General features: G+C 56.5%; 14 protein-coding genes. 7 read left to right on the plus strand and 7 right to left on the minus strand.

From position 1 onward, the window contains the following. Positions 1-153: 153 nt before the first annotated feature. The 6 genes from IVB22_RS41540 (at position 154) to IVB22_RS04050 (ending at position 6,001) form a co-directional block, all read left to right on the plus strand. Positions 154-606 carry a UDP-N-acetylglucosamine--LPS N-acetylglucosamine transferase gene (locus IVB22_RS41540; RefSeq protein WP_247516027.1) on the plus strand — a complete coding sequence of 151 codons (453 nt, stop codon included), beginning with the start codon at positions 154-156 and terminating at the stop codon, positions 604-606. After that, positions 552-1,085, plus strand: coding sequence for a glycosyltransferase (locus tag IVB22_RS04030; RefSeq protein WP_247516028.1), 534 nt, complete (start codon positions 552-554; stop codon positions 1,083-1,085). The genes IVB22_RS41540 and IVB22_RS04030 overlap by 55 nt, the downstream gene beginning before the upstream one ends. 29 nt (positions 1,086-1,114) lie before the next feature. After that, on the plus strand, positions 1,115-2,218 hold the full coding sequence (locus tag IVB22_RS04035) for a Gfo/Idh/MocA family protein (RefSeq protein WP_247516029.1): 1,104 nt from the start codon (positions 1,115-1,117) through the stop codon (positions 2,216-2,218). Between the two features lie 36 nt (positions 2,219-2,254). Beyond that, complete coding sequence (locus IVB22_RS04040) at positions 2,255-3,118, plus strand: hypothetical protein (RefSeq protein WP_247516030.1); 864 nt, start codon at positions 2,255-2,257, stop codon at positions 3,116-3,118. 1,272 nt (positions 3,119-4,390) lie between these two features. After that, positions 4,391-5,518, plus strand: a complete 1,128-nt coding sequence (locus IVB22_RS04045) for a glycosyltransferase (protein WP_247516031.1) — start codon at positions 4,391-4,393, stop codon at positions 5,516-5,518. Positions 5,519-5,848: 330 nt separating this feature from the next. Further along, a complete protein-coding gene (locus tag IVB22_RS04050) occupies positions 5,849-6,001 on the plus strand; it encodes a hypothetical protein (protein ID WP_247516032.1) in 153 nt (50 codons plus the stop codon). On the opposite strand, the gene IVB22_RS04055 is transcribed toward IVB22_RS04050, so the two are convergent. The 6 genes from IVB22_RS04055 to IVB22_RS04070 form a co-directional block, all read right to left on the minus strand. Beyond that, a complete protein-coding gene (locus IVB22_RS04055; RefSeq protein ID WP_247516033.1) occupies positions 5,992-6,363 on the minus strand; it encodes a hypothetical protein in 372 nt (123 codons plus the stop codon). The genes IVB22_RS04050 and IVB22_RS04055 overlap by 10 nt on opposite strands. Beyond that, positions 6,360-6,770 (minus strand): glycosyltransferase, encoded by a 411-nt coding sequence (locus IVB22_RS41840; protein ID WP_374207461.1) that lies wholly within the window; start codon positions 6,768-6,770, stop codon positions 6,360-6,362. Before IVB22_RS41840 ends, IVB22_RS04055 begins: the two co-directional genes overlap by 4 nt. Before the next feature lie 162 nt (positions 6,771-6,932). After that, positions 6,933-8,792, minus strand: a complete 1,860-nt coding sequence (locus IVB22_RS04060; protein WP_247516034.1) for a choice-of-anchor D domain-containing protein — start codon at positions 8,790-8,792, stop codon at positions 6,933-6,935. A gap of 193 nt (positions 8,793-8,985) precedes the next feature. Then, entirely contained in the window at positions 8,986-9,189 is a 204-nt protein-coding gene (tnpB, locus tag IVB22_RS41845) for an IS66 family insertion sequence element accessory protein TnpB (RefSeq protein WP_374207488.1), read from the minus strand. A gap of 74 nt (positions 9,190-9,263) precedes the next feature. Then, the gene (locus IVB22_RS41850; RefSeq protein WP_374207462.1) at positions 9,264-9,629 is read right to left on the minus strand and encodes a hypothetical protein; all 366 of its coding nucleotides are present in this window, start codon (positions 9,627-9,629) and stop codon (positions 9,264-9,266) included. A gap of 55 nt (positions 9,630-9,684) precedes the next feature. Beyond that, positions 9,685-10,299: a hypothetical protein gene (locus tag IVB22_RS04070; RefSeq protein ID WP_247516035.1), complete on the minus strand. Its 615-nt coding sequence runs from the start codon at positions 10,297-10,299 to the stop codon at positions 9,685-9,687. A 243-nt stretch (positions 10,300-10,542) separates the two neighbouring features. On the opposite strand from IVB22_RS04070, the gene asnB reads away from it, so the two are divergent. After that, positions 10,543-12,210, plus strand: coding sequence for an asparagine synthase B (gene asnB / locus IVB22_RS04075; protein ID WP_247516036.1), 1,668 nt, complete (start codon positions 10,543-10,545; stop codon positions 12,208-12,210). A gap of 682 nt (positions 12,211-12,892) precedes the next feature. Here asnB and IVB22_RS04080 read toward each other — a convergent pair. Then, positions 12,893-14,065, minus strand: a complete 1,173-nt coding sequence (locus IVB22_RS04080; protein WP_247516037.1) for an acyl-CoA dehydrogenase family protein — start codon at positions 14,063-14,065, stop codon at positions 12,893-12,895. Positions 14,066-14,114: the final 49 nt, after the last annotated feature.

Genomic DNA, 14,114 nt, shown 5'->3' on the forward strand with positions numbered 1-14,114 from the left:
GTGGCACGGTCAATTTTCGTCCGCAGACCGCTTTGGCGGAGGAGAATTGAGAGCGCGCGCTTTCTGCTGGCGCTTATCAAGCATAGCCGTGGTGGCTTTGCCGATAGATAGGCAGCTAGCGAGCGGCATCGTATCAGGGCTTGGAGTGCCATCGTGTCCAACAAGGTCCTCGTCGTGGCATCCGGAGGGGGACACTGGATGCAAATGCGTCGGCTACAACCGGCATTCGATGGATTGGACGTAGTGTTTGTAGGTGTTCGGTCGGCGTATGCCGAGGAGGTCCCCGGCCATCGCTTCCATGCCGTCCGCGATGTAACCCGCTGGGACCGAATTGGGTTGGCGATACTGGTCGCTCAGCTGACGTTTATCCTGATGCGTGAGCGTCCGCATGTGGTCGTCACGACGGGGTCGGGTCCCGGCATGATCGCCCTGGCGCTTGCCAAATGCCTGTTGCGTGCCAGAACGATGTGGATCGACAGCATTGCCAATTGTGAACAGATGTCGCTGTCGGGATCACGCGCGAGACGTTTTTGCGATGTGTGGCTTACCCAGTGGCCACACCTGCGGCGGACAGGCGGTCCGGATTACTGGGGAGCAGTCCTTTGATTTTTGTGACTGTTGGCTCGATGATGGCGTTTGATCGCCTGATCCTTTCGATGGACAAATGGGCGCAGGCGCATGCCGATAGTGAAGTCCTGGCTCAGATTGGCGACGGCACTTACCGGCCAAGCCACATGCGCTGGACGCGGATGCTTCCGCCGAGCAAATTTCAGGAAGTCGTCCGCAATGCCGTGATTATGGTCGCCCATGCCGGAATGGGCAGCTACTTCGTCGCCGCTGAAATGCGCAAGCCTATCGTGATGCTGCCGCGGCTCGCAGTGAATCGGGAGCACACAACGGACCATCAGCTCCACACCCTCAAGTGGCTTCGCGAGAGGCCGGGCGTTTATGCTGCCATGTCGGACGAAGAGCTCGAGCTTGCGATCGCCAAGGCCATGACAGGCGGAAGTGTTGCCGGCGCCGGGTTCACGAGCTTTGCGCCGGAGCCGTTTGTCAGGCGGGTGCGAGAATTTTTGGTCGATTGAGAGCCGTTGATTATTTTGGGGAGACTTCCATGGTCAATGTTGGTTTGATCGGGCTTGGCAAGATGGGACTTTCCCATCTCGCGATCGTCAACACGCATCCTGCGGTCAAGCTGGTCGGAATTTGTGATAGCGCGAGTTATTTGTGCAGCATCCTCCACAAATATACGGGCATCGAGGTCTTCTCCAACTATCGGGAAATGCTCGATAAGAAATCGCTCGATGCGGTCATCATTGCGACGCCTTCGCGATTTCATGGGGAAATGGTCCGCGAGGCCCTCAATAGAGGCCTCCACGTGTTTTGCGAAAAGCCATTTTGCCTCGATGTGTCCGACGGTCTCGATCTGGCGGAGCTGGCTGAAAGGAAAGGTGTCGTCAACCAAGTGGGGTATCACTACCGATTCGTCGGGGCGTTCAACGAGGCCAAGCGTTTACTCGATGCGCACGCGCTAGGCCGGCTTCATCACGTCAGAGTTGAAGCCTATGGCCCGGTGGTGTTGCGACCCAAAGGGGCGACATGGCGATCGAAGGGCAATGAGGGCGGCGGCTGCCTCTATGACTACGCATGCCATGCAATCGATATCGTGAACTATCTTGTTGGCAGGCCCGATGCTGTGTCCGGGACGGTGCTCAACAGGATATTTTCCCGGGACGTTGACGACGAGGTCTACGCGACGATGCATTTTGCCGACGGCATGACGGGGATGATTGCGGCCAACTGGAGCGACGACAGTTTGCGCAGAATGTCGACGCAGGTCACGCTCTGGGGCACGAATGGACGTATGGTCGTCGACCGTCAGGAAGTGAAGACATTCATTCGAAACGCGGCGGGCGGCGCTGTTGCGGCGAAAGAGGGTTGGGATATTCGTCATACAACCGACTTTCATAGCGATGTCTGGTATTACCTGCGGGGCGAGGAATACTCTGCGCAGCTCGACCACTTCTTCCAATGCATCGTAGAAGGTCGCCGGGAGAATATCTCGTCCTTCGAGTCTGCGGTTCAGACTGATTGTGTCGTGTCCGCGATGTTGCAGAATGCGGGAGAAGCGTGGCGGCAAGTGGATTCCGGATCCAGGAGCCCAACTCTGAGCCCGAACGGGTCTGGAGGCTTCTTGTCTGCGGTCATGGGGCGCTGAGATAGATATGCTCTCCCATCAAGGGAGGAGGGGCCAGTGGATCGAGTATTGTTCGGCGATAATCAGTTCTTCGGCATCAATCACATGTCCGAGGAGAAGGCGCGTGCGCAGGCCATCCGCTTTGCGGATATCCAGGAAATCATTGATTTGCTGGATGCCGCCTATGACAGCGGAATCCATGTCTTCATGTGCACGACGCATGATCGAATCGCTGAGGTCTGCGCGCATGTCCGTTTGCACCCGGAGCGATATTCGAAGCTCGAATTCTATCCCTGCATGCCGTACGCCCACAAATACGCAAATGCCGTGACCGAGCACGGAACGATGGAGGCATTGAAGCGGTTTTTGCCCGCGGAGGGTGCCCTTTCTGCGCTGGTGAGGGGTGGTGTATCTGTAGCCAGGCGCGATGTGGAGGGTATGGCGCGGCTCCTGATCGACGCTGAGATGAAAATGTTCAGTGGGCTGAAGACGCCGGTTATCTTTCTCCAGAACGTGGTCACCGACCTGTTGCTTGGGATGGGGATCAAGGACGGGTTTCGCATTTTTGCCGACCACGTGCGGGACCGCTACAAGGCCGAGCCGGGCTTTATAACGATGAACATGCCGCGTCTTCTCGATGTTCTGGAGGAAGTTGGCATAGAGAACCCAATCGTATGCGCGAACATAAATAAGCTGGGCTTTCGGATGTGTGGCGGTATCGAGCTTTACGAGAAAGCCATTGCATCCCGCAAGTTCAGGCCGGTGGCGATGTCCGTCCTGGCTTCGGGAGCGATCAACCCGCGTGAGGCTATCGAGTACGTCTGCCGCCAGAAGGACATCAAATCAATTGTGTTCGGAGCTTCAAGCAAGAGCAATATTCTGAACACGAAACGTCTCATCGAGGAGTATAGCGTCGCGTAGGCTCCGTACGGCCAAGCTCTCAATCATAGCCGCTAGGATCTGTTGGAGTTTGTGTGCACCTCGGACAGCACCTTATAGCGTGTCGAGGTCAGACACCTCACACACAAGCGGGCGCCGATTCCCGGCGCGAGTTGGCCGTCAACGGAGGCGAGGCGAATAACTTCACGTTGCGTGGAGATTCATCCGGCCGGGGCCCCCTTGCCGAGGGACGCCGAGAGGTGGTTGAGACGGGCCGGCGGCGCCGCTGCTCTTTTTTCGTTTGTCGCTATGCTTAAAGGCGTAATTACATCGATGATGTGAGGCACTTTTGGCTTTGGGCCGATTAGCTTGGTACCCTGACCGTCTGGCGGCGATGAGTTGCGGCGGAGATTGTTCACCGGCTTCGGGCGCGTGTCCGTTGAACGTGTGGACTGCTCACCGACGAATTAAGTTCTGGAGCTGCGGCAGCCCTCGTCACCTCGTCTCGACGAATCGTCCGCGGTCTCGTCGGTCAGACCTGTCCCTAATGGGATACTTGAACTGCTTAACCTTCGGAGAGGCGCGTCAGGACCGTCATGTACTGCACCTTCTGCTCGGCTCGAGTCTTCCATACAGGATCACTCGGAATGGAAATTCATTGATCAATTAAGCATCTTGTGGTCGCCAGCAGGATAAAACCATTCGATCAAGAATCTCCAGAAACCGAGATGCGCAATGTACTCACACCCACGAGCATAGTCTTTTGAACCGGTTCGCGGCTCGACCCTTTCGGATTACTCATTCTCGATCACAGGAGAAGCCCAGACCAGCCGGTCGGGGAATGGTACAGACTCCCTTACCGTGATTTCGTGCAGGACACGTATGACTCCCACGTTGGCTTGCAACGGAAACAAACAGACAAGGCTCATGAAAGCGAAACGAAATACAATGAAGATGGCTCGTCCGCTTCAAGTTGTCATTTTTACTCCCCTGGACGCAGGGGTTAACGGGGGATCGATCGTATGATGGACGAATTGCGCGGCGCGCTACAAATAGATCGCTTCGCAAACATAAAACGTCATTTGTACTCCGGTGGGGCGCTTCCAGATATTATTGAGCACGAGAGGACTAGACTGATTGTCAAACCAGGTGATGTCGAGGGATTCGCTTCTGCACTGGGTCGCCCCATTGACGGTCCAGATTTGAAATGGCGTCTAGGAGAAGATGGGAGGGCTTTACATAGAACGCGGTCGGACATTGAAGCGTGCCCAGAACGCCTCGTAACTGAATCAGTCCACTCAGGAGAGCGTTGAGATGCGTATATTGCACCTTACCGACCGTCTAGGTCGGGGAGGGAAAGAACGGCAAATCGTCGAACTGTTGAGGGGACTTTTCGCTCACCGTGACATAAAGTCATTCGTCGCAGTTATGGACGAGGAGACGGTTCGTTACGACATTGACCGCGACCACGCGCAAGTCATCCAGCTCGTTCGGAGAGGCAAGAGAGATTTGCGCCTTTTCAGGAGTTTGTACGAGCTGGTCTCCAATTTGAAAATAGATGTCGTTCACTCTTGGAGCTCGATGTGCTCCATTTATGCAGCTCCGGTTGCAAGACTGTGCGGCGCAGCCTTCGTTAATGGCTTTGTGCGAGACGCGCCGCCGCATTTGGCGCTGTGGAATAAACAGTATTTCAGCGGCAAGCTGACTATCCCATTTTCAGACATTGTTGTCGCCAATTCGCGCGCGGGGCTAGCTGCCTACCATATTCCCGAGCGCAAAGGTTTATGTATCTACAATGGGTTCAATCCTGAGAGAGTCTCTAACCTGACGGACGAGGCAGAGCTTCGCAGCATTCTGGGAGTGACGACACCCCACATCGTGGGGATGGTTGCGAACTTCGCTCCCAGAAAAGATTACGCAACCTTTGTCGAAATGGCATGCCGCATTTGCCATCTTAGGCACGATGTTACGTTTCTGGCGGTCGGCGCCGGAGAAACGTTGCAGCGAGTGCGCGATAGCGTCCCACCAGAACATTCGCCGCGCATAAAATTTCTAGGTGAGCGGAACGATGTAGAAAGTATCGCTAATCTTTTCACTGTCGGAGTTCTCGTTACCAACAGCCGCCTACACGGTGAGGGTATTTCCAACGCAATAACCGAATGCATGGCGTTGGGTAAGCCAATCGTAGCAACGAACGAAGGGGGCACTCCTGAATTGGTCCTGGACGGACACACAGGATTTCTTGTGCCGAGCCACGACGCTGGAATTTTGACCGATCGTGTGCTCAGACTCCTCGATGATCGTAAGCTTGCTAACGAATTCGGCAGGGAAGCGCGTCGGCGTATTGAAACAACATTTTCGCTCGACGCGATGACCAATGCGTATCTCGGCCTGTATCGGAGGGTGGCGGATAGGAGGGCACGCGCGACTTTGAGTGATTAACAGAGCCACAAATGCGGGCGTGGAGGTCTGCCATGATAAGGCTTAGACGCGAGGGGGGTCGAAATGCGAAGTGATAGCGGCGCCAGCTGCGCGCTAGGCATGCGAAGCTCTCGGCTGCTTTGCCTGCAAAAGTAGGTGGCTCAGGGCGAGTGGGCCGGAGTGAGTCGGCCGTGAAAATCTCCCAAGCCATTGAGCGGGAGTCGATTTTCGGTTTGAAGCGACGTTTGAGATTGCAAGCTTTTGGGGCTCGATGCCCGGAAAGTTGCAATTTCATTTTTGGATTTCCCTCAAATCGTGAGTCGTGATCCCGTCGTCGCGTCGGAGGGGACGATGCGACCCAAGGAACGACGAGATACGGGCCAGGGCGATCTTTTGCGGTCGCGGTTGGACGGGATCGTCGACATGGTGCATGCGTCGGCGAAGCTGGCGCGGACGATCGACTGGACGTTCCTGGAGGAACGGTTCGGCGCGGTCTACGAGTAGGACTCTGGAAATGAATCAGGGAAGCGACTATGCAAAAGGGGCGCGTTTGGAACTGATCGAATGAGGGCGATGGCAAGAGTTGCGAAGTACATGAGAAAAATTCTGATGGATGTTCGTTCGATTTTGTCGGTCGCGTGCAGGCACGCAGTGTCAAACACCAGATAAGCCAAGACTACTGCTGATAATAAGTTGAAGGGTTTGAACCCTTGGATGCCGAACAGATTGTCCGTCAGGAATGGCACTCGCTGGAAGGGCAACACGAAAACGAACAACAGAAAGAAAAAGGTTCCAGCTTGCGCGCCTGAATGCGGCAACGTGAGACGATAAGGCGCTCGGCCGCTATGACTCAAAGATGTACTCATCGGCCTATCGGAATTGGTTGCTCTAGTGGTTGCCCTGGGCGCTTTGACTTAGCGACAAGAGGCGTCAAAGCCGCAATTAACTCGCGAGCTTTTGCCGTCGGCGAGTGATTGGCCTTAACATAGATCTGACATCGTGTCGCGATCGCGTTGTATTCGTTCGCGTCCATGTCCCAAATTTCGCTCACGGATTTGGAAAGTGCCAACTCGTCCTCAGCCGATGCGCCAAGGGCATGGCGCAGAACGATCAGATCTGGGTCGACAGGTCGCCGAGTTACAACAGGGGTCCCCGTAGCCAGAGCCTCCAGGAGCACGTTCGAGAAGCCCTCGAGATCCGATGTGCAGAGAAGCATCGTCGCTTCTGATAGAAATTGTTGAACGTCTGCCCGCCGGACAAGGAGCGAGTCCATGCAAGTTAGCCTGTTGTCCGAGTTCGAGTCTCGGAGGAGCCACCAAAGAGGAGCCACCAAATAAAAAGCGACCAACAGGTCGCTTTTTTTGTGGTTCGTTCTGTGTCACCTTTTTGCTAACGTACCATCTGCCAGGCTCTCGAATGAGCCTGGCAGAAAAAATTATGGCGACGGAGAAATCGTCATATTTTTGAACTGGGCGGCCGTATTCTGAGGTGAGGTATGCCGATAAACTCCGTATAGAAAATAATTCGGGTATCCGAAGCCAACGGGACCACTGTAGTTCACAACTTGAGTGCCATCGATCCAAACATTCAAGTGCCCCGCGCTGCTATTAATGATGGTAGTCTGAATTCTAATATCGTACCACTTGCCACGAACGATATCAGTCGGCTGGCTCCATAGAATTTGATTCTTGACGTTTCCGGCACCGTTCGCGGGACTTAGGTTTGTTGGGCACCACTGAGACCAAACTTGTAAGTGCTCGCCGCCTGACCACGGTGCGGTCGTCGGTCCTCCAAGCCCGATCGTGACGACAGGAGAAGCCGAAGCCCCTGCTTTGGGGAACGGGCTATTAGAAAGATCAGTTTGAATTTCAGCGAGCACAAACCAGTTAGCCGTATTTGCAGCTCCGGGCTCCAGCATGAACTGATATGCGATGGTCAAAGGAGTTCCAGGTTCCCACTTTTGACCGCGTTCAATTAGAGAGGTTTCATTGTTGCAACACCAAACTGAATCGCCCTGTTGAATTCCGAAGCGGATAGTGTGGTTATCGATTTGCTCGAGGTTATAACTCTTGTTCACCGTCAAGACGCTGTAAGGGACGCCGTCGATTTGAAATTGGTTATACCGCTCGGACGTAAAATTGGTGATCAAACCGCCGGTCGGAGCAGGAACCGCAGAAGGCGGTGGAGCCGGGCTCGGAGTCGGAGTGGGACTAGGAGTGCTTGCGCCAGCTGTGAAACTAATCGCGTCCAAAGAGACCTTGCCGTTTTGCGCTCCAGATGCGAATACCAGAGCCACGCTGTCGTTCACAGGTTGCGTGAACGTGAAAGTGTACTGCTGCCAAGTGGTAGAAAGCGTAAACTGCTTAGTGAAATATTGCCCAAACGGTGAATAGCTTTGCGAGATACTGGCCATGAGCTGCCGACCCGAGGTGTCCGCTTTTGCATAGAAGCTAACCGAGTACTGCTGACCCACAGTCGGATGCATACTTTCCGAAACAATGCCGACGTCCCAGATGTTTCCAAAACTGTGAGTGACGCTAATTAGCCCTGATGCGATTCCTTTGTTTGGTGCTGCCGACGACGAATCCCGTAAAAAGGTGCCCATGGCGCTGTTGTTTAGATACATGGACCATGAAGAGAGCGCTGTCTCGAAGGAGTCGTTCGTTAGCAAGATTGATGATGGGCTTGGAGAGGGTGATGGAGCGGGCGCAGGTGCTGGAGCCGGAGCGGGGCTCGGACTAGGAGATACCGAAGCACCTACCCCTGCCAGTTGAATCACCTTTGTGGAATTGGACGTATTGTCCATCACAGTTAGCGATCCAGAAAGACTTCCCGCACTTTGCGGCGAAAAGAAGATTGCCATCGTGCAACTCGAACCTGGTGCATAAGCGGTATTCATCGAACATATGGTTGAAGTCGCAGGACCCCATCCAAAATTTTCGTTCAACGCAACAGAAGAGAGAACCAGGTTGCTGCTGCCGGTGTTTTTAAACGTCAGAGTCTGAATGGCGCTCGATTGGCCGACGTTGACCGTTCCGAAATTCACCGAAGTCGGAGAATAGGTTTCGATCGGAGCTGGAGCTGGTGCCGCCGAAAACGACTTAAAGTTAAAACTCGCTCCGTTAGTCACAATCTGTGATGCCAATGCTGCTGAAGAAAAGTCCGGTGAGTTTTCTTCTAAAGATGCCGATTGAAAGCCCTGGCCGCAGCCTGCCAAAAGGAGCGCAAATAGCCCCCATATAAACGTTTTCATGGCAGGAGGCTTACTGAAAATAAAGCATGCTTTCTGAGGCACTTTTGCCTCTCCGGTATGGCGGCGGTCGTCGGGTGTCGGATCCGACAATCTCCAAGAAACCGAGATGCGCAATGTACTCACACCACGAGCATAATCTTTTCAACCGGTCCGCGGCTCGACCCTTTCGGATTACCCATTCTCGATCTGCGCGACTTGTGCGCATCTTCATCGTGCCCGATTCACAATCCCACGTTCAGCCTGCCGCCTCCGGCCGCCACGTTCGCTGCGGCAGCCGCCAGTCGATCCTTGGCTCAGCTGCACCCGGAGTCGGCGCAATCTTCGGCCAGCAGAACCGCGTCTCCTCGAGCGTCTTGGCAAACAGGCATATCCCGCTGCTGTCCCACCAAACTACCTGATCGCGCCAAGATCGGTGCCGATAGCGGTCAGCGCTTGGGATCGATCAGTGATAATTTGCATGGTCGCCTCCAGAGTAGGTGGGTCAGCAACCTCACTCTGCCAGAGCGTCGGTCGCTATCCACTCCCCGTGGGATCTCGTTTCATCGACGCAGAGAAGCGCCTTGTCGGCGGATCGAGATAGTGCCCGACCACATCCTCGACTTTCGCGGCGAGGTGCTTATCGCGCGAGACCTTGAACGTCTTGACCAGATGCGGCTTCAGCCCGTGCACACGCCAGATCCGTTGGACGCTGCTGTAGGAAATGCCTGCCGCCGCCGCCATGCTGCGCCCGCTCCAATGCGTTGCCTTCGGAGGCTTCTCGGGCAGCGTCATCTGCACCACTTGCGTGATCGTCTCAGGGCTCAACGGCTTGACGCGCGAAGGCCGGGTTGCGTCCTTCAAAAGCCCGTCCACCGGCCAGCCGCGCTCCTGGCGGCTCATCGGCACCCGGTAACGACTTTCATCCAAGCGCCGGTGCGATGCAATAATCCCAGGCTCAGATCGGCAGGAGCACGATTTCCGAGTACAGCCTGTCGAATTCGCCGGGCGCGAGCTGCGGGGAGCGATAACAGGTGCGCATCGAGCGCATCAGGCCTCGTGGCCGGACCAGAAAGAGGCCCATCTCCGCGACCAGCGCCGCCGTCCGCTGTCGGCGCAGGATCGCCAGCTTGACGCGCTCGAGATGCCGCGACAGCAGCTCCGGTGCACTGCAATGCAGGATGTCCGAATAGGGGATCCGCACGGGCAGAACTCCCGCCAGTCCTCCCAGTCGGCTCGTATTGAGCCGGTACGTACGGCGCTTGACCACCAGATAGGCATGATCGGACCCGTCGCTGACGGTGAGTTGCAGGCAATCATAGGGCGCGTGATCGTCGAAGATTTGTCGTTGCTGACCAGTCAGTCTCTTGCGGACTGTGACCGGATCGAAGTCGATGACCGGCCGGCTCGGCCCAAACAGCGTCTCGGCCTGCAGCATTGGCGGCATGACGATCCTGTGCGAGTCCAGGGGCGTGAAACGCTGCGCCAGGAGGGCAGCCCAGGCGGTCGGGTTCGGGGTGAAAGCCGTGTAGGTGAGACTCTCGTCCCGCAGCACCTCGGCGAGCAGGGCCATGCCCCAGCCGCGGTACTTCGGGTGAACGGCCCAGGACGAGACGTTGCAGACGAGCGCTGTCTTGCCATTGCGATATGCGAAATCTGCCCTAGGCACCTCTTAACGCATTTTCGTTAATTCGGATCGCTGTTCAGCTTGTGGATTTAATGCACTGTCTGATATTCTTGTTCAATGCTAGCGCTGATCATCGGTATTTTAGCAGCGTTAGGGCTACGATCTGAACTCATAGGGAGGGTAACCACCTTGTGCGGCTTCGTCGGCATCTTCGGATTTACCGAACCGCTTGAGTCGGCACGTAGCCGGGCTCTCGAGCTGGCAAAGACAGTCAGACACCGCGGGCCAGACTGGAGCGGCATTTACTCCAGCGAATGCGCAATACTCGCGCACGAACGCCTTTCCATTGTCGACGTGGAGCACGGCGCCCAACCCCTTCTCGACGTTACCGCGGGTCGGGCCTTGGCTGTGAACGGAGAGATCTACAATCATGTCGCTTTGCGCGACGCATTGAAGCTGCCGCACGTCTGGAGAACGAAATCAGACTGCGAAATTATCCTGTATCTCTACGACGAGTACGGATCAGCCTTATGCAATATGCTGAGTGGCATTTTTGCATTTGCCCTCTTCGACGAACGCAGTGGCGATTTCTTCGTCGCCCGAGACCACATCGGCATAGTTCCGCTTTACATCGGATGGGGCAGCGACGGCGCAATTTACGTCGCGAGTGAAATGAAAGCTCTCGATCGCGTATGCGAGACGATCCGGGAGTTTCCGCCGGGACATTACTACAGCGGCAAAGCCGGACAGTTCGTTAAGTGGTATGATCCACAGTGGGCGCATACACTCCCAACCAAGAAGGTGTCCTTGCACGAGCTCCGAACTTCGCTCGAAGCTGCGGTCATGCAGCAAATGATGTGCGACGTGCCTTACGGGGTGCTTATTTCTGGTGGGCTCGATTCTTCCATCATCGCGGCGCTCGCGGCACGCCACCGCTTCAAGCGGATCGAGTCCGGAGAGACCGAAGAAGCATGGTGGCCAAGACTACACTCGTTCTCCGTCGGCCTGGAAAACTCACCTGACATGAAGTATGCGCGAAACGTGGCGGCTCACATCGGCACGGTCCATCATGAGGTTGTTTTCACTGTACAGGAGGGATTGGACGCGTTGCCAGATGTGATCCGGCACCTGGAGACCTTTGATGTTACCACCATTCGTGCCGGCACGCCGATGTATCTCATGGCGCGTAAAATTAAATCAATGGGCATCAAAATGGTGTTGTCCGGAGAAGGCGCTGACGAAGTATTTGGCGGCTATCTCTACTTCCACATGGCGCCATCAGCAGAAGAATTCCACGAGGAGACTGTTCGAAAGCTCTTTGCACTCAGCAGGTATGATTGCTGTCGTGCGAACAAGGCAACAGCTGCTTGGGGGGTCGAAGCCCGCGTTCCCTTCCTGGACAAGGAATTCTTGGATTACGCGATGTCGATAGATCCCGCCGAGAAAATGTGCCCTGGCGCGAAAATCGAGAAGGGCATATTGCGGGAAGCATTTACCGATCTGTTGCCGCAGGAGATCGTGTGGCGTCAAAAGGAGCAGTTTTCCGACGGAGTGGGGTACAGCTGGATTGAGGGCTTGAGGCATCATGCCGAGAATAAAGTCTCGGATCAGATGCTCGCAGAGGCTAGCAGGCACTTTCCGCAGCAAACGCCGACTTCCAAAGAAGGATACTTCTACAGGAGCATCTTTGATAGCATTTTCAAGAATCCGACCGCCTGTCTAACCGTCCCCGTCGGTCCCTCGATCGCGTGCTCCACGCCGGCCGCGTTTCTCTGGTCTCACCAATTTGCGAGCATGGATGACCCATCTGGAAGGGCAGTGAAGGGGATACATATTCAGGCCATTGATAACGTTTGATCAGTTGGCAACCCCGGCAATTCGTTGAGTTCCCTTCCTCCGGATATGATCGCGACACAGCCTGCGGCTTGCGTAAACTGCTGCAAACGGCTGGACCAGGATCGACGGCGGCAACTACGCGCTTTTACGCTGGGTCTGCCCCTGAAATCGACGAGGTTATTGGACAGGCAACTGAAGCTGTTATCCGCAGCGCTCGCGTGACTCAGAAGGCTCCGATCCCACCTTCTTTTGACGTTTGTAATCGGCGAGGTTCGCGATCTCTTGAAGGGATCGGTTTGTATCTATGCTTGATCATACGCTCAAGTCGGAAGTGACGACGCGCCGGCTGGAATCACGGAGAAGGTGGTGGACGCACCGGCGGCGGCTATAGGCCCGGAGCGCAAGGCACTGCGATGCTAAGGCCAAGCCGGATCTCGGGGGTATCGAGATTGAGGTCGATGGAATCACCATCCGGGCCGGTCGCAGCGCCGACGCGGCATATGGCGCGCGCGCTAAGTTGTTGCCTGCTGCCGTCGTGATAGGGGGGCCGTTCCGATACTTCTACAATCCAAACTCAGTCTCCCCAGGCAGGGGGGCGAACAGCCGAAGGACCCTCTCAGCCAACCCTATCCGCCGTTCGAAGACCCTTCACGGAGCCTCCTACAATCAACGCCAGAGCGATGTCCTTACTGCCGCATTAGGCTCACGACATCGACGCGACCACCTCCAGCATCACCTCCGTCGCGCCGCCGCCGATGGATAGGACGCGGGCGTCACGCGCCATGCGCTCGATCGGGCTCTCGCACATGAAGCCCATGGCGCCATGGAACTGCACGCACGTATACATAACCTCGTTGACGAGTTCGCCGCAGATGGCCTTCACCATCGAGACCTCGCGCAGGCAATCTTCGTCCGCCGCCATGCGCCAAGCGGTGGCATAGAGAAACTGGCGGCCTGCCTCCACCTTCGCAGAGAGCATCGCGAGACGTTCACGGATCGCCTGCATGTCCCATAGGACGCCCCCGAATGCGCGGCGAGCTTTCACCCAGGCGAGGGTCATATCGATCGCCGCCTCGGCCGCCCCTATCGCCATGCCGGCGAGGACAAGGCGCTCGTTCTGGAAGTTGCGCATGATAGAGTAGAAGCCCTGTCCCTCAGCGCCGAGCACGTTCTCGGCGGGGATACGGCAACCGTCGAAGACGAGCTCCGCCGTATCGGAGGAGCGCCAGCCGTGCTTGTCCAGCTCGCGGGCGACGCTGAAGCCTGGCGTGCCCTTCTCGACGAGGAACATCGTGATCCCGTGGATTCCTGCCGAGGGATCGGTCTTGGCGGCGACGCAGTAGAGATCCGCGTGGACGCCGTTCGTGATGTAGAGCTTCGTGCCGTCGAGGACGTAAGAGTCGCCCTCTCGGCGGGCGCGCGTGCAAATGGCCTTCACGTCCGAGCCTGCATCCGGCTCCGTGATGGCGACCGCGGTGATCACCTCGCCGCTGATAATGCCCGGCATCCAGCGGGCCCGCTGGGCCTTGGTCCCGTCGTGAAAGACATGCACGGAAGCCATGTCGGTATGGACCAGCGTCGCGATAGCGACGCCGCCATAGGTCGAGCGCCCGAGCTCCTCGGCCAAGATCGTGGATGCGGTCGCGTCCATCTCGGCACCACCGTACTCGGCCGGGTAGCGGATGCCGAAGAAGCCGAGTTCGCCCATGCGGCGCAGGATCGGACGGGGAATGAACCCGTCCTCCTCCCAGCGATCCGCACGGGGCTTGACCTCTTCCTCGACGAACCGGCGCACCTGGTCGCGGAAGAGCTCATACTCCCCGGCCGCCCAAGGCAGCCCCGGTCCTCGCGCCGGTAACCAAGCTTTGTCCATCATTCATCCACTCTGCTATGCAGCCCAACGCAAAAGCCTCCGTCCGGATTGG

It is taken from the genome of Bradyrhizobium sp. 190 (assembly GCF_023073415.1).
In the GTDB taxonomy this organism is placed as follows: domain Bacteria; phylum Pseudomonadota; class Alphaproteobacteria; order Rhizobiales; family Xanthobacteraceae; genus Bradyrhizobium.